This window comes from Shouchella rhizosphaerae (assembly GCF_036700015.1).
Lineage (GTDB): Bacteria > Bacillota > Bacilli > Bacillales > Bacillaceae_D > Shouchella > Shouchella rhizosphaerae.
The window spans coordinates 2,860,602-2,877,468 of the sequence record NZ_CP144921.1 but is presented as its reverse complement, the minus strand read 5'-3'; the positions used below and the strand labels follow the sequence as shown (position 1 = coordinate 2,877,468).

The 16,867-nt window shown below is 38.1% G+C and carries 15 protein-coding genes; 8 read left to right on the top strand and 7 right to left on the bottom strand.

What is annotated here, in order from left to right; all coding sequences use genetic code 11:
- Both dhaL and dhaK read right to left on the bottom strand, forming a co-directional pair.
- The gene (gene dhaL / locus V5G21_RS14285) at positions 1–615 is read right to left on the bottom strand and encodes a dihydroxyacetone kinase subunit DhaL (protein ID WP_304527907.1); all 615 of its coding nucleotides are present in this window, start codon (positions 613–615) and stop codon (positions 1–3) included.
- 52 nt (positions 616–667) lie between these two features.
- Complete coding sequence (dhaK, locus tag V5G21_RS14280; RefSeq protein ID WP_338464854.1) at positions 668–1,645, bottom strand: dihydroxyacetone kinase subunit DhaK; 978 nt, start codon at positions 1,643–1,645, stop codon at positions 668–670.
- Between the two features lie 316 nt (positions 1,646–1,961).
- Here dhaK and V5G21_RS14275 point away from each other — a divergent pair, with 316 nt between their 5' ends.
- From V5G21_RS14275 to V5G21_RS14265, 3 genes are all read left to right on the top strand, one after another.
- Positions 1,962–2,423, top strand: coding sequence for a ClbS/DfsB family four-helix bundle protein (locus V5G21_RS14275; protein WP_338464853.1), 462 nt, complete (start codon positions 1,962–1,964; stop codon positions 2,421–2,423).
- A gap of 425 nt (positions 2,424–2,848) precedes the next feature.
- The gene (locus tag V5G21_RS14270; protein WP_338464852.1) at positions 2,849–3,310 is read left to right on the top strand and encodes a MarR family transcriptional regulator; all 462 of its coding nucleotides are present in this window, start codon (positions 2,849–2,851) and stop codon (positions 3,308–3,310) included.
- A 22-nt stretch (positions 3,311–3,332) separates the two neighbouring features.
- Entirely contained in the window at positions 3,333–4,517 is a 1,185-nt protein-coding gene (locus V5G21_RS14265; RefSeq protein ID WP_338464851.1) for an MFS transporter, read from the top strand.
- A 170-nt stretch (positions 4,518–4,687) separates the two neighbouring features.
- Here V5G21_RS14265 and tkt read toward each other — a convergent pair whose 3' ends face one another.
- Genes tkt through V5G21_RS14245 form a run of 4 tightly spaced genes read right to left on the bottom strand, consistent with a single transcriptional unit; the run spans position 4,688 to position 10,360 of the window.
- Positions 4,688–6,688, bottom strand: coding sequence for a transketolase (gene tkt / locus V5G21_RS14260; RefSeq protein ID WP_338464850.1), 2,001 nt, complete (start codon positions 6,686–6,688; stop codon positions 4,688–4,690).
- A 23-nt stretch (positions 6,689–6,711) separates the two neighbouring features.
- A complete protein-coding gene (locus V5G21_RS14255; RefSeq protein ID WP_011245802.1) occupies positions 6,712–7,986 on the bottom strand; it encodes a PTS ascorbate transporter subunit IIC in 1,275 nt (424 codons plus the stop codon).
- Positions 7,987–8,021: 35 nt separating this feature from the next.
- On the bottom strand, positions 8,022–8,300 hold the full coding sequence (locus V5G21_RS14250) for a PTS sugar transporter subunit IIB (protein ID WP_011245801.1): 279 nt from the start codon (positions 8,298–8,300) through the stop codon (positions 8,022–8,024).
- A complete protein-coding gene (locus V5G21_RS14245; protein WP_220558104.1) occupies positions 8,297–10,360 on the bottom strand; it encodes a BglG family transcription antiterminator in 2,064 nt (687 codons plus the stop codon). The genes V5G21_RS14250 and V5G21_RS14245 overlap by 4 nt, the downstream gene beginning before the upstream one ends.
- A gap of 411 nt (positions 10,361–10,771) precedes the next feature.
- Between V5G21_RS14245 and V5G21_RS14240 the strand changes: the two genes are divergently transcribed.
- From V5G21_RS14240 to V5G21_RS14230, 3 genes are all read left to right on the top strand, one after another.
- Positions 10,772–11,836 (top strand): ABC transporter permease, encoded by a 1,065-nt coding sequence (locus V5G21_RS14240; RefSeq protein ID WP_095255244.1) that lies wholly within the window; start codon positions 10,772–10,774, stop codon positions 11,834–11,836.
- A 10-nt stretch (positions 11,837–11,846) separates the two neighbouring features.
- Positions 11,847–12,515, top strand: coding sequence for an ABC transporter ATP-binding protein (locus tag V5G21_RS14235; RefSeq protein ID WP_063608833.1), 669 nt, complete (start codon positions 11,847–11,849; stop codon positions 12,513–12,515).
- 91 nt (positions 12,516–12,606) lie between these two features.
- A complete protein-coding gene (locus tag V5G21_RS14230; protein WP_011245797.1) occupies positions 12,607–13,146 on the top strand; it encodes a TetR/AcrR family transcriptional regulator in 540 nt (179 codons plus the stop codon).
- Positions 13,147–13,289: 143 nt separating this feature from the next.
- Here V5G21_RS14230 and V5G21_RS14225 read toward each other — a convergent pair whose 3' ends face one another.
- Positions 13,290–14,411: an erythromycin esterase family protein gene (locus V5G21_RS14225; protein WP_212937341.1), complete on the bottom strand. Its 1,122-nt coding sequence runs from the start codon at positions 14,409–14,411 to the stop codon at positions 13,290–13,292.
- Positions 14,412–14,604: 193 nt separating this feature from the next.
- On the opposite strand from V5G21_RS14225, the gene V5G21_RS14220 reads away from it, so the two are divergent.
- Together V5G21_RS14220 and V5G21_RS14215 are read left to right on the top strand one after the other, a co-directional pair.
- On the top strand, positions 14,605–15,540 hold the full coding sequence (locus V5G21_RS14220; RefSeq protein WP_073305081.1) for a LysR family transcriptional regulator: 936 nt from the start codon (positions 14,605–14,607) through the stop codon (positions 15,538–15,540).
- A 76-nt stretch (positions 15,541–15,616) separates the two neighbouring features.
- A complete protein-coding gene (locus V5G21_RS14215) occupies positions 15,617–16,630 on the top strand; it encodes a hypothetical protein (RefSeq protein WP_073305083.1) in 1,014 nt (337 codons plus the stop codon).
- Positions 16,631–16,867: the final 237 nt, after the last annotated feature.

Below are 16,867 nucleotides of genomic sequence, written 5' to 3'. Positions count from 1 at the left end.
TCACTCACCTGCCTTCATTGTGTTGCATAGCGTTTTAAACAAATAATAGCTTGAGACTGCCCCAGGATCGATATGGCCTACTGACTGCTCGCCTAAAATCGCGCCCCGGCCACGTTTGACGACCATATCCTTCGTTGCTTCCATCCCGTCTCTAGCAGACGCTTCCAACTGGTTCCAATCCATGCCGGTTTCCTTTGCTTCATTCGCCACCGTGGACCAAACATCAAGAAGTGTCCCTTCTCCTGGCGCGGCCTTTCCGCGCTGGGCGATGCCTTCAGCTGCTTGTTTGAGAGCAACCACCATCGTCTCATCATCAAGTGTCTGTTTTCCTTTGCATGCAGCGGACATACGTAAAAACGCGGTACCGTATAAAGGTCCTGACGCTCCTCCTACTTTTGAAATGAGAATGGTAGCGACTTTTTGCAGCAATGCCGCCGGCTCATCCTCCTCCTTTATGTTTGGCAGCTCGGAAAGCACTGCTTGAAAGCCGCGATGCATGTTAAGGCCATGATCCCCATCCCCTAATGCTTGGTCTAATTTCGACAATTCGTCTCTGTTGTCCGCAATAACAGCCGCCAGTTCTGTTAACCATTGTTTAAGCTGTGTTGTATTCATACCGGTTCCTCCTCTGTCAAAATGATCGCCCATTGTTTCAAAAACGAGTTGCTTACGATTGCCATTGCACGGTCCTTGCCTCTGCTTGTAAGTAAGGCGCTAACTCGTCATCGACAACAAACAACGTCAAGGAAATGCCTGCCATATCAAGGCTTGTCATATAATCGCCTACATAGGTGGCATGTATTTTATAGGACTGCTTATCTAGTTCAGCTAGCACGTCACGAGCAAAACTGTACTGCTCTACTAACGGCGTGCTGCCCATGCCGTTAATAAGGACAGCTAGTGGATCAGAGCCAGGCAATTCAGCGGCCACTTTCGACACGAGCAGTTTGGCAATTTCTTGCGATGGAGCGACTTTTTCTCGATACATCCCTCTTTCACCATGTATGCCAATGCCGACTTCCATCTCGTCTTCTGCCAAAGCAAAGCTAGGTTGGTCAACGCCAGGCAATGAACAAGGCGTTAAAGCCACACTCATGCTGCGGATACGGCTTATTGCTTTTTCAGCGACTTCCTTTACTTTCGTTAAACTAGCGCCCGTTTCTGCACAAGCTCCTGCAATTTTATGGACAAGAACCGTGCCAGCGATGCCACGCCGTTGTGCTGGATCAGCCACAGCTACATCATCGTTAACGACCACCATTTCTGTCTGAATACCTTGTGCCTCAGCCATTTCCATCGCCATTTCTGCATTCATTTGATCGCCGTTGTAATTTTTTATGACAAGAAGCACACCTTTTCCTTGGTTGGCTGCTTCAATCGCCGCTAAAAATTGATCAGCCCCTGGCGAAGTAAAGACTTCACCGCATACGGCAGCATCGAGCATCCCGTGACCAACATAACCTGCATGAGCAGGCTCATGACCACTGCCCCCTCCGCTAATAACACCGACTTTATCCGTTTTTGGCTGCTTACGGACAACCACATTGCTATTTGGAAGGCGTTTCAATTGACTCGTATGAACAGCAGTAAACCCATCTAGGAAATCGGACACTAACTGATTCGGATCGTTCAACAATTTTTTCATTTTTATATTCCCCTCTCCTTAATGAGCAAATCGATGCTTATCATATAATTATTCGCATACATCTATATTCCCTGCCGCGCCAATCAGTAATCAAATGATCTGTGACAGTTTTTCTAATCCCTTAATTGCGAAATGCCTTAAAGATCTCAGCGAACAATCATATGAACATTGTTTCACATTTTTAAGAGTCGTTTGATTGTATAATCTGTATAAAAGTATATAAGCAAAAACGGTTAAGAAAGGATGATGACAACTGAGCAACTACGCGAATAAACAAGCTTTGATTGATGAAATAATGAAAAGAGCAACGTTATTCATGAATGAATTTCATGCTATTGATGATCTTGATAAAGATGTATTCGTAAAAGAAGTGGACCGAACGCCAGCCCAGATGATTGCCTACCAATTAGGCTGGATCAATTTAATCCTCTCTTGGGAACAAGATAATAAGGATGGAAAGCACGTCATAACACCAACGGAAAATTATAAATGGAATAACCTTGGTGGCCTTTATCAGAGCTTTTATGACAAGTACGCAGCGTGTTCCCTTGAAACATTGATTGACCTGTTTCAACAAGATGTTCATAAAATCGTTCAATTAGTTGAGAGCTATAGCGACCAAGAATTATTTGAACCAGGTGGTAGACAATGGGCGACTTCTACGCCAGCCAATTGGCCCATTTGGAAATGGATTCATATCAATACAGTGGCTCCATTTAAAAGCTTTCGAACGAAAATTAGAAAGTGGAAAAAGATGAAAGGGCTAGGATCAAAGTAACCGAAATATCTAAAAATAGTTATTCAAAAAGTGTAGTTTTTTATGATTACTATTTGATTGAAGTTCGCTGTACCTATTTAAACTTCTATTAATATTGAGATCTTAAAAACGGATTGGCTTAGGATAGACATCTATAAAAAGTTAATCCGTTTTCATTTTGTGCGCTCATTTCCCATAAAAACACAGTGTTATGAATCATCTCCTATCGATCCCCTTTTAACGCCATTTAATGGTCATCCCCTCCTCTACTTAATGGATTGCTGAACCTTTTCACTTCACCAACGCATACGCCACACCAATATAGTAAACCGGATAACTAATAACAAAAAAATATTTTCACACATTTTTAAGGGTTGAATTCTTATTAAAAAAGTCATACAATCAATATTGTTAACCAGTTAATAAAATAAAGATAGGTGAATCAAATGAATAAAAAAGAACAAGCACTCGAAGCACTGGAACAAGTCATTAAAGAAAGAGAAGCCGCTGACAGAAGAAGGAAGGCAATGAAAGGCAGCCAGGAGGAATCGATTGTTTCTGATTGGACACTGACTCAATTACACATTGTGGCGATTGTAAAAGAACAAGAACGAGCAAATAATACCATGCTCGCAGAACATTTAAACGTATCGAAGCCAGCTATTACAAAAGCAGTAAAGAAATTATTGGATCAGCAAATCCTGGAGAAGACACAACTAGCAGATAACAAAAAAGAAGTATATTACCGTCTAACGAAATCAGGAGAGGTGCTCGCCTTTATCCATAGTCAATTGCATGAACAGGCAAGGAATCGCTATATGCGCATCTTTGCTGAATTTAATTCAACAGAATTAGAGACAATTATTCGTTTTTTACATGCTCTTGCAGAAAATATCAAGTCACATTAAAAATGGAAGAAGGAAACGAGGTATGTTACGGCAACAGGCTTATGGAAAAATGCTTATACTATCTTTGTTGAGCATTAGCAGCTTTTTCGCTTCCTTGAATCAAAATATTTATACACCGGTCATTCCCCTTATTCGAGATTCTTTTAACGTGTCGATTCATTGGGTAAACTTCACAGTGAGCAGCTTCATTCTGACTATAGCGCTTGTACAAATCTGTTTAGGCTCAGTGGTCGATCGAAAAAATCAGAAAAGGTTATTAATACTAGGTGTTGTCTTAATGGGGATCTCGACGACCATTTGTGCGTTTACAGATGATTTTCTGCTCTTTACAATTTGTAGGCTCATTCAAGCGGTTGGTGCTGGAATTATTCCACTGGTAACAATCACTATGATTTCACACGTATTTGAAGGGGAAGAAAGAGGAAACGCAATGGGTACTTATCAAATTGTACTGACTCTTGCCCCAGCGCTTTCTCCAGTACTCGGCGGATTAGTAGGAGAGTACTTTGGTTACGAAGGAATCTTTCTATTTCTTTCGGTTATTTGTGTTATATTGCTTTTGTCTATGATGTACGGACTTCCTGACAGCGGCTATAAAATAGAGTATTCACAAAAGCAAGACCATTTTTTACAGACGTACCGTTCCGTTTTTTCTAATCGTGTTGTTTTTATGATGATGTTGATAAGCTTCTTTGTATTTTTTATATACTTTGCCATTCTCGTGTTTTTACCACTATTACTTCGAGATCATTATCACGTTGATTTACAATATATCGGATTATTGTATTTACCTCTAACTGTAAGCATGATTTTAGGCAGTGTGCTCTTTAAAAAGTTACAAAGAAAAATAGCATTAGGTAAGCTGTATAGAGCCACTCTGTTTGTCATGCCAGCGTTGATTATCCTTTTTGGCATATTCCATACGAAAACGATTATCGGTTTAAGCACGTTGTTGTTTTTATATGGCGTCACTATCGGTTTTGCGCCCCCATTGTTTTCGACAATGATCAGTAATAAAATTTCAGAATATAGAGGTGCTGCCTTAGGCTTGTTTAATTTTATCCGTTATTCTGGCATGGCCATCGGTGGTATGTTTACAGGATTAAGCCAAGTTCTACCGAGTACACTTATCTTTATTTCTTTAGGCATTTTGCTATTGATTGTTTCTTTTTGCCAGTACCCTCTTTTCATGAGAAAAGATTTGTGACAGACTGAAGTCTCCTATTTTATTTTCAAGGCTAGAATCGTTGATTTCTTTTTTGTTAGGATAACTTCCCCCTGTATTTTCAAGTACAAGGGAAAGGTTAATAGCTCATGCAAACAACCATTTCTTCAAATTATGGTGAAGAAATGGTTGTTTATGGTTTGTGCAGATCCTTATAAGTTCCTTTCTTTCAATTCGATAAATCTATGTGCAATGTTTTCTGGTGTGAAGCCTAATTTTTCAGCCAATTCCTGCCCGTTTCCTGAATCTCCAAACGTATTAATCGTTATTGTGTCTCCTTTAGGGCCAATATACTCTCTCCATCCAATATCAGACCCCATCTCAACAGCTAGCTTATTATCAAGGTTTGATGGTAAAACACTATTTTTGTAGTCTTCATTTTGTTGGTTAAACAATTCCCAACTAGGCATACTTACGACATTCACAAATATATTTTTACTTTCCAAAATCTTCTGTGCCTTTATTGCCAATTCCACCTCAGATCCAGTCGCAATAATAATACCTGTCGCCTCTTCCGCTCCTTCAGAAATGAGATATCCTCCTTTTTGGACCCCTTCTAAAGAAGCATTGTCTAATACGGGAACGTCGTGCCTCCCAAGTATAATCGCAGTTGGTGTTTTTTTAGAATTCGCTGCGATAAGCCAGGCAGCTTTCGTCTCATTCGCGTCTGCCGGCCGAATCACATTTAAGTTCGGCATAGCCCTTAAGCTAATCAGATGTTCAATTGGTTGATGTGTAGGCCCATCTGGTCCTAGCATGATGCTATCATGCGTAAACACATAAGTTACTGGAACTTTCATAATAGCGGACATTCTAATGGCCGATCTCATATAATCCGAGAATACGAGGAATGTACCACAATATCCTTTTATTCCACCATGCAATGCAATCCCATTAATAATCGCAGCCATTCCAAATTCCCGAACGCCAAAATGAATATTTGATCCACGATAGTCTTCCTTTGTCATAAACTCATTATCACGAAGGGTTGTTTTATTTGATGAAGCTAAGTCTGCTGAACCACCGATAATGGACGGCACTTTAGAAGCAATCTCATTTAATACGGTACCTGACGCTGATCTTGTCGCTACTTTTTCTTCCGTGAACTCCGTTGATAATTCATTTATTTCTATTTCATTTTCCATGCTACGAATAAATTCAGTAGCCAATGCTGGGTACTTCTGTTGGTATTGCTTGAATAATTCGTTCCATTTATTTTCATTATCCAAACCATTCGAAAGGACTTGCGAAAAATCTTCTTTTACCTTATCTGGGATGTGAAATGGATCCTCAAAATGCCATCCGTATTGCTGCTTAATGAGTTGAGCTTCTTTTTCACCAACTGGATTGCTATGAATATGTTCAGTTCCACTTAAGTTTGGAGAACCGTAGCCAATAACGGTTTTAACTTCAATTAAGGTCGGTTTATTCGTTTCTTTTTTACCTAATTCGATCGCTTGTTGTATTTTTTCAAGGTCATTTCCATCTTCCACCAAAATCGTCTGCCAGCCCATTGTTTTATACTTTTCTTGTACATTTTCCGTGTTGCTATCAGTAACAGAGCCATCTGAACATATGTCGTTAGAATCATATAAAACGATCAACTTGCCAAGCCCTAAATGACCTGCAAGCGACATGGCTTCTTGCCCTACACCTTCCATTAAATCGCCATCACCACAGATTGAATACGTGTAATGATCGACGATGTTTAGATCGTCTTTATTATATTTAGCAGCTAGATGGCGTTCTGCGATTGCCATCCCCACAACCATCGGCAGACCTTGGCCTAATGGCCCAGTTGTTGCCTCTACGCCAGGAGTATAACCAACTTCCGGATGACCCGGTGTCTTACTGCCAAGCTTTCTAAAGTTTTTTAAATCAGATAGGGAGACATCATATCCAGTAAGATGCAGTAAAGTATATTGCAGAATCGATCCGTGCCCTGACGATAAAACAAATCGATCTCGATCATACCACTTTGGATTTTTAGGATTATGCTTCAACACATTTCTAAACAATGCATATGCCATCGGAGCAGCTCCAAGCGGCATTCCCAAATGCCCATGTTGAGCATATTCGACACTATCGATAGACAATGTTCTCACTGTAGTGACTGATAATTCTGATATGTTTTCTTTTGTTAATGGCTTCATGATTGAACATCCTCCTAGTAACATTAGAATAAATTTATGAGAAATTGGCCAATGTAATACACCAGTACCCCTACAATCGTAAAATCAGTCTCTGGGAATGCTGTCCCGGTTAAACCGATATCCGCCATAATTGGATAAATAATCGCAGGACCGATTGCAATGAGAATACCGACGACAAAGCTACCTGCCAATGCACCCTTCCAACCTCCTGAGGCATTTCCAAAAACGCCTGCTGTGGCACCAATAAAGAAGTACGGAACGGCGACAGGGATGATGACAGATAGATCAAATACACCAAACATAACCATACATAGTAGTCCACCAGCATAGGCAGATAAGAATCCAATGACTGTAGCTGTAGGAGCGAATGGAAATACAACTGGGCAATCTAATGCCGGTTTCGCATTCGGTATTAGTTTTTCTGATATTCCTACAAAAGCATTCACAATTTCGCCAAGCAACATTCTCACGCCAGTGATGATGACATAAAGCGCTGCGGCAAATGTCAGACCTTGAATCAATGGATAGACTAACCAATTCATGCCACCTGATAAATCCTCCACAAAATTTGGGCCTGCCGCAAAGGTAGCAATATAGTAAAATACAATCATTGTCAAGCTGACCCCTACAACATAATCCTTAAACATCGATAACCATTTAGGTAATTTCAAGTTTTCTGTCGTATCTTCAGGCTTTCCTACCTTTGACCCAACCCATCCAGAAATGGCATAACCGACTGTTACGTAGTGGCCTAATGCAATCTCATCATTACCTGTCACTTTTCTCATATAAGGTTGAGCGATGGCTGGGAAAATACAAGCTGAAAATCCTAATATTATTCCGCCAACAATAACGATAGCTGTATTCCCTACATCTAATGCTTTTAGCATGACGGTCAGTAGTGCAGCTAAATAGAGATTATGTTGCCCCGTTAAAAATATATACTTAAATGGCGTGATACGGGCAAATAGTAAGTTGAACGCAAACCCTACTAGCATAACGAGAGAGACAACTGTTCCAAACCTGTCTTGTGCAAGTGCAGTGACTGCTTCTGCTAATGGGAGCACCCCGTTTAAACCAAATCCTTCACTAAATAAGCCTTGAAAGCTATCTAATGCGAGAACAGCTGCCCCCGAACCGACCGAAAATATTAAAAATCCTACAATCGTCTTAAGGGTTCCAGATACAATATCATCCCATGGTTTCTTTTGTAAAACCAATCCGATAAAAGCCATTAACCCTACTAAAATAGCTGCCGTTCCAAGTAAATCTATAACAAACGCTTTAATAAACTCCATATTGCTCCCCCCTGTTTATTATTTCGACGCATGCATTATTTCGTATCCTCCATAAACTTTTCTAACTTCCTTTTAATTTCTTCCTTATCCATCAAATTTTTAATTCCAATCACATACTTCACTTTATCTTTAACATCCGGTATTAAATCCTCTATCGTAATTAATAAATCCCCATTAAATTGATTCACTGCGCTTAATGTGTCATGGCTAACTTTTATTGGATACTTGTTCTCTCTTACAACTTGATCCACCTTGATTTTTAACATCATACTGCTTCCCATTCCTGTACGACATACTACCAATGCTTCCTTCATGATAAACTCATCTCCTCTTCATATTTTTCTATGAAATTTATGATTTCACTAGGTTCTTTTGCCTTTTCCAATGTTTCGTAAAAGGCATGGTCACCTAACAGTCCAACTAACTCTGATAAAGCATTTAAATGCGTTATATTGTCTAATGCACTTAAACAAAACACATACTTCACCGGATCATTTTCGCTATTTCCAAATTCAACCGGTTTTTTTAAAGTAGTTATGCTAATTGCTAACTCATTCGCCCCGTCTTCAGGCCTGGCATGTGGCAATGCCACATGCTTTGTAATCACAATATATGGACCGCTTTCTTCTGCACTGTCAATCATGGCTTTTACATATCCTTCTGTAATTTTGTGATGATTAACTAAAGAGGTCGCACTTTTTTTAATCGCATCTTTCCAATCAACCGCCTCAACATTCAGTTGAATTAACTCTTTAGTGACAATTTCACTTAGCATCGGTTGTCTCCCTTCAATACCATCAACATATGAATAATTTAAGATTAGATTATTTAACTCTTCTTTTAATTCTGACGGCCTTTTAACTACAGCATGTTTGATAATGACTTTTAGTAAATCTTCCACATAGTAATTTTCAGTAACAACCGTCTTCCCTATTTTCCGATAAAAATTTTTAATCAAAGTCGCTTTTTCTAAATTATTCATAATAGGGCTTACGACAAGAATAGGCTGTGTTGCTTTAATTAATTTTGTAGAAAAAATAATATCTATATCATCTCTTAAACTATCTAATTTACTGATTGGAATCGGTTTCAAAAAATACACTTTAGGAAAAATATTTTTTAATTCCTTGTATAACAATAAAGAAATCCCTGTTCCATTTGGACAGACAATCGCTGCCTTTATCATTTTCGTACTATTTACAGTTGTTACATCTATATCAATTAAAGTCGCGAAGTGAATTGTCAAATAGGCGATCTCATCATCAGAAACCGTTATATTATTCGGTAAATTTAGCGGTTCGAGTATATCCTTTAATAGTTTAAATAAAGCATTGTACTGCTTTTTGATTTTATCTTTTAATGGATTGACAATCGGATATTGAAATATGATTCGATAATAGGCTGGTCTGAAATGCGCATATACTTGCTCTAAAACTTCCTCCTTACTATTTAGCTGAATCCCATACGAAACTTCTAATTTTATCATTATTTTTTCAATGATCTTTTTAAGCATTGGATAATCTGGTGTGTTTAAATAAGAATCCCCAATTGAAAACGCTAACAATAATGACGTTAAAAATTCAATATGTTCATTGTGATCCATACCTAATTTATCCAGAATTTCTCCTGCTACAGCATATTCGTTATGGCCTTCAAAAACAAAGTTGTTTTCTTGTAAAAAGTCTTCTTTGATTCCCCGGCCTCTCATTAAAATAAAGGTGGCGATATACGTTACTTTTAATAGATCATTATCTGAAAAATGAATATTATCTTTGTAAAAACAGGTTTTACAGACAGAAGTTAGTTTGTTAAATAACGATAGTCCCTGTTCTTCCATAATTAAATGAAAAATGTAGTGGCTACGATTATCATCAATTAGCTTCGTTATTAATAACAGAGCAACATACTTAATCGTACTTTCTTCCCCTTCAATGTGATATCCTCTCAACCTTGAATAAGACAGCTTTAATGAATAATCTTCTAACTGATTGGCTAGCTTCTTTAAATCATCATTTATCGTACCTCGACTTACATCCAACATTTCTGTGAAATGAAATAAGGATATTTCCTCTCTACTTACATATAAATAAAGATAAATAGCCATCAATCGTTCGTCTTCATTCAGTATATATTTCACATTTTCCTTCAAAAGGGCTTTGAGTACTTCATTTGTATCATTTTGAAAAAGAAAGCCTTCTTTTCCTTGTTTTTTTATTTCTTTAAATTTATTTTGTAAGAGCCAATCATTAATTCGCGTTAGATCGTAGTTAATCTGTCTCCTCGTTAATAACGTTTTTACCTCTAAATCTTTCATGGTAATATTATGATTTCCCATTATTAATTCTAGGATGTTAAGGGATCTTTGCTGCAGCATAAGCATTCCTCCTCCTACTTATTACATTATATCGAAGCGCTTACATATTCAATCACATTTGCGTTCAGTTTTTGTTCGCTTTATAACCAAGGATTATACTCACAGATCATAAACCTCATTATTAACGTAACTAAACCAATTAGAAACTCAGAATGTTGCGTTGCTTTTATTCTAACTGAGGTTAGGGAAACTAGCTCCTTGTAATTTTAGGAAACCCATTTTATGTAATTTATACGCACTACACTCTGACTATCAAAAGAGGCTTGTCTAGATACTCTAGCGATACTAGACAAGCCTCTTTTATTCATTCACTCACCGACTGTTCGTTGCCTCTGCCCTTACTGTTGAAGTCCCTTAACAAACATGTTACGCTCATTTTATCGTTCGATAAAATCGAGGAGGGGCGTTAAGATGTTTTTAGCAATCAATGAAATGAAGCATTCCAAATTACGCTATGCCTTGGTGATAGGTGTCATGTTCTTGATTGCCTATTTGGTCTTTTTTTTAACGGGATTAGCCTATGGGCTGGCACAGGAAAATCGCATGGTTGTCGATAAATGGGACGCCGATCACATATTATTAGCGGAAGAATCAAATAACAATTTAAACATGTCAATGGTCTCAACCAATGTATTTGACGACGTTTCCGCTGATGAGAAAGCGATTTTAGCGCAAACGGCCGGTGTGATTACACAAGAAGATGTCGATGAAAAGGTCAATGTTCAGTTTTTTGGCATTGTGCCAGATCAATTTTTAGTCCCGAACATAATTGAGGGAGAAATGTTTACAAACGACAATGAAACGGTCGCAGATGTGAGCTTAAAAGAGCAATACGGCCTGTCATTAGGGGATCGTATAACATTAGCAGGCAACGATAAAGAATTGACAATCGTTGGTTTTACGGATGATGCAAAGTTCAATGTATCCCCAGTTTTATACACGTCAATCAGGGCTAACCAAGAAATTCGTTTTGATCAGCCAGAAACAGTCGATGAGGCGCCTATTAATGCAATTGTGACGAGAGGGCAACTGAATGACACGCCTGATGAGTTAGAAACAGTAAATATCGCCACTTTCATCAATGAACTTCCTGGTTACAGTGCACAAGTACTAACGTTTGGGTTTATGATTGGATTTCTCATTATCATTGCCGCCATTGTGATTGGCATATTTGTTTATGTGCTGACTATGCAAAAGTCGGAAATTTTTGGGGTAATGAAAGCCCAAGGCATTTCTAGTCGATATATCTCAACTTCTGTTATTGCGCAAACGTTCTTATTAACAGCATTAGGTGTCATGATCGGCTTGCTGGCCACATTGGGTACATCCTTGCTGTTGCCAGAAGCGGTGCCTTTCCAAATAAAGATCGAATTTTTCACAGGAATTAGTGGGCTCATCATAGTCATCGCTGTTTTAGGTGCATTTTTCTCAGTAAGAAGCATCGTAAAGATTGATCCATTGAAAGCAATTGGATAGGAGTGGAAACATGGGGGCAATTGAATTTAAACAAGTGAAAAAAACGTTCAAAGATGGTGCTCATACAATTGAAGCGTTAAAGAAAACAGATTTCGCGGTAGAAAAAGGAGAGTTTGTCGCTATTATCGGCCCATCTGGTTCTGGAAAGAGCACGTTTCTAACGATTGCCGGGGGATTGCAAGCGCCTTCCGAGGGAGAAGTATTGATTAATGGTAACCCTTTTAGCAAAAAGAAAGAACAAGAGCGCGCCAAACTTAGATTTAAAGAGATTGGTTTTGTTTTACAATCATCAAACCTTGTGCCATTCTTGACCGTACAACAACAACTACAGCTTGTTGATAAAATCAGCAAAGAAAATAGAAAGCAAACAGCCGACAACCTCTTTACACAATTAGGAATTGACCAATTGAAAAAGAAATACCCAGAAGAGCTTTCTGGCGGTGAGCGTCAACGAGTCGCCATCGCTCGGGCTTTGTACCACGATCCAACGATCATTTTAGCCGATGAGCCGACCGCAAGCTTGGACACAGAAAAAGCGTATGAAGTTGCTGAGATTTTGGCAAAGGAAACGAAAAAAAACAATAAAGCGACGATTATGGTCACCCATGACACACGTTTAATCGATTATTGTGACCGTGTGCTAATCATGAAAGACGGGATTTTGAAAGAAAAAATATAGCAAAGGCAATTGTTCGCTGAGCCATTGCCTTCCTCTCACAGCCCCGGTGTTGAAGCAGGTAACATTAAACTCAATTTCTAGGTGATGAAACATGTATGATGAAATTTTAGATGTGGCTGAAACATTATTTATGCAACAAGGCTATCAGGCTACATCGACGAGACAAATTGCTGATACGTTAGGCATTACTCAGCCCAACTTATACTACTATTTCAAGAAAAAAGAAGAAATTTATTATCATGTCATGCTCCGCTTGGCCACAGAGGTATCTGGAAATTTAGAACGGATGTCTTCAAATAATGAACAGCCCTTTGAAGAGAAAATACGAAACATGGTTTATTATTTGCAGCAACGCCATCCCTTTAATCTGTTTATGATGTTGCATGATATCCAACATACGTTATCGCCAGACATTGCAGACAAATTATTTGTCCTTTGGACCACGTCCTATAAAAAGCCGTTTATTGAGTTGCTCACAGAAAGTAAATTGCAGCTAAGAAGTAACATTGATCCAGAATTTGCGGTAAGTCAATTGTTTATCTCAATTTCCTCTTACTTTCGTTCCCCTCAGAAAGAGGGGCAGATAGACCGAGCGATTGATCTATTTTTATATGGAATATTGGATGAATAGAATGAATCAGCCTAGATTCGAGCATACAGCTATCTAGGCTGATTGACTGTACCGATCAGTTACCAGATTAGTTCGGCCGCCGAGGTTCACTTTTTTGATAAACGTTTATAGTGGATGGAACAGGCAGTTTTGTATGGTTTAATTTAAGCATAAATATCCTTTGCTGGTGTTACGTGTCTAATGCCGATTACTCCATCGTACTGTTGAGATGGAATAAGTTTGCGTTTATCTACTCCGGCTTCACGTTCAGTTTGTTCATGGTTATACCACTTGTGGGGATCCTTGTTTTTGAAAGACTCACATATAATATCATGATTGTTTGTAGAAAAAAGATGGTTTTCAAGGCTATTTTTTGAATGACTTTTTATGTTATAAGGTTTGCCCTTATTATTTGCAGCACTGCCCTCCTTCATATAAATCCCCAAATGATAGCTATTGTTGTACCTTTCTGAATAAAATTCACCTAGCGATTTTTCATTTAGCCAACCCTGACTTAATGAATTGTTTTTTCTAATATGGTAGTTGTGCGCCCAAATGATAAACTTTTCTTCAGGCCATTTGTTTACTAGAAAAGAAAGATGCTCAAACATATACTTATCACGATAATAAGAATACATGTTAAAATTCATTAAACATAGTTCTAACAAGTTCATTCTATTCTCGATAGCTCTTAGCATGAACATGTAGGTAGCCTCATCAATAACGTGATTTAACATAACTTCTTGTTTCATATCTGTTAAAAATGCATATACACGACCATAGATCAAATCTAGTCTTTTCTTCGTCGATAACATTTTCTTTCTCATAAACGTTCTAGCAGTTATTGTATCCACCGTTTTCTCAGCATCAGAAAAATCATTCGCTAAACCGTGATTATATTTATCTAAAATTGGAAAAATGTAATTATGCAAAGAATGATTTTGGTATTGAATATCGATACCAAAAGCCGTTAACTCCCTATTTTGGATGATTTTAAATAACTCTAATAACTCTTTCGTATGCCACACCTCGGGCAATGAATCCATTAAAAATGATTTAGTGGACAACTGATGTTTATTATGATTGGCAATCGCTATTTCCCCCATACCGCCCTCAAAGACAATCTTATTAAAACCAAACTGTTCATGAAGGTATTCAACCATCTTTAATTTTAGTTTTTGTATTTCAAAAACGCCATGCCCATTTTCACCAAGAAAAATGATTTTCTTTTCTTTAAAAACATCGTTATATATAATTAATTCCTTATCTAATTGTTGTAGATTCATAAAATAACTCCTTAACACGAAATTCTTGACGCTCCCCTTTATTTTTTGGGGTGTTTACTCGATAAGAATGTTTTGATGTTTTCTTGTTACTATATGATTTAATTTGTAAAGTTGGTCGTTCGTATTTGAAAATACCATTTAGTAATCTATAATAAATTTGATTAATGGACAGTGCTAAAAGGAAGGAGAAGGCATGAATATCAATTACTTAACGTTAAGAAGCTTTTTAGAAATTGCCAAGCACTTAAATTTTAGTAAATCCGCACATCAACTAAATATATCTCAGCCTGCTCTGAGTCAGAAGATAAAGGCATTGGAAGAGGAACTTGGCGTGCTGCTGCTTAACCGTTCTAAAAACCAAGTCACTTTGACAAAAGAAGGAGAATTTTTATATCGGACGTTGGTTCCGTCATTTACGAATATTGATAGTTCCTTTAAACATTTACAACAATTTAAAAGTGTGCCGAAACCTGTTTTACATATTGCAGCCACCCCTTCAGCAGCTATGAGCATTGTGCCGACTTTAATTAAAAGACTAAAAGAGCAACATCCATTACTGGAATTCAACATATTAGAGACGTTGTCTAGCCAAGCGCTTGATTACATAAAAAAAGGCGACTTTGATATGGCACTTATACGTACACCTTTAGATATTTCTGCTGAGTTTCAACAGCCATTAAGATGGCGTACCGTTACTCGTTCTCCCCTATCCGTTGCTGTTGCAAAGGAACATATAATTTCTGGTTATAATGAAGTGGATTTGAATGAACTTAAAGAGGAAGACTTTTTGCATTACGACCCTAAAACATCTTCCACCTTGTATTATCTTATGGAATATGCATGTATGTCAGCAGGATTTTCACCTAAAATCGTTGCAAAAGGGGCCGAGTTTATGAGCCGGGCTGTATTGATTTCTAACGGTATTGGCATTTCCATTATACCGGAAGATATGATTCAGCTATACAGCGCTTATGAAATTAAAGCTGTGCCTATAAAAGACATCTCCGTTATGAGTTCTATTTCAATGGTTTGGAACGAATCAAGGGATAATGACATTTTAAGAGATGCAAGAAAGGTAATAAATGAAAGTTTTTCAGCACCTATTAGCTCAGCTTATAACCATATATGAAATTCGTATTTCCTATAACTAATTTGATTTGCTATATTGATTTTTGTAACCGATTACAAAGAAGGGATGGAAAAGGATGAAGGAGATTAACGTATTATTATATGGATTAGGACCTATTGGTCTCGAAGTTTTTAAAAGTTGTACACGTTCTAATAACATTACAGTGATTGGCGGGGTAGACATTGACCCGAATAAAGTCGAGAAAGATTTGGGTGAAATAGCTGGCCTTTCAAATACGGGAATTAAAGTGACTAGTTCATTAAGCAACATTCCACATGGAGCAAATCATTCTGTTGCTCTCCATACAACCGGTTCAAGTGTTCCACAAGTTTGGCCACAAATTAAATCTCTGTTAGACCATGGCTATTCTGTTGTATCTTCTTGCGAGGAACTTTCGTTTCCATGGGTGAGATATCCTGAGTTAGCTAAGGAGATTGATCAATACGCAAAAGATAAAGGACTTTTTGTCATTGGAACAGGCGTTAACCCAGGTTTTGTCATGGATTCTCTTGCTGTATTTACATCAGCAGTTACGAGAGATATCGAGAGTATTCACATTTCCAGAAAAGTGGACGTTTCCAAACGGCGCATACCTTTGCAACAAAAAGTCGGTGTTGGTAAAACGGTGGAAGAATTTAATGCACTTGCAGAAGAAAATAATATTGGGCATGTCGGTCTTGAGGAGTCCCTTCGATTAATTTTAAATGGGCTGGGTCTCAGTCAGGAAAAAATAAAAAAATCAATTAAACCGACAGTTACTTCAACCGACCTAGAGTTATCCTCTGGTCATGTTGGTAAAGGAAGAGTAAGTGGTTTACACGAAACAGCAGTAAGCAGTGGTACTATTCCTATTACCTTAGATCTGGTGATGTCAGTCAACGTCGAGGAAATCGACCGCATCATTTTTGAAAGTAAGGACCTTGGACATTTGGAATTTACCATACCCGGAGGGTTATTTGGGGATACCGTTACAGCAAATGTGCTGGTTAATGTAGCACAATCACTAATGTTTTATCGTCAACAAGGCTTGAGAACAATGACTGACATCCACACAGTCCGTAATATACTCGATTACGAAAAACTCAGCTAACGACCTTTAATATTTTTAAATATTTTTGAAATTTACGGCATGTACCGGTTCCTCTTTAGAAATAGAGAACTAGGAGTCGGTGGAACAAGCGAGTTGATTCAACTAACAACTTATTAAAATGCGGAAGAAGGAGCTCATCATAAGCCCATGACGTTGTAAGACGATGCTGTCAATATTCGTCGTGTAGGAAATAATGATGAGCCCCTTCCTGCTGTGAAGTATCGCTTCATACTCTTT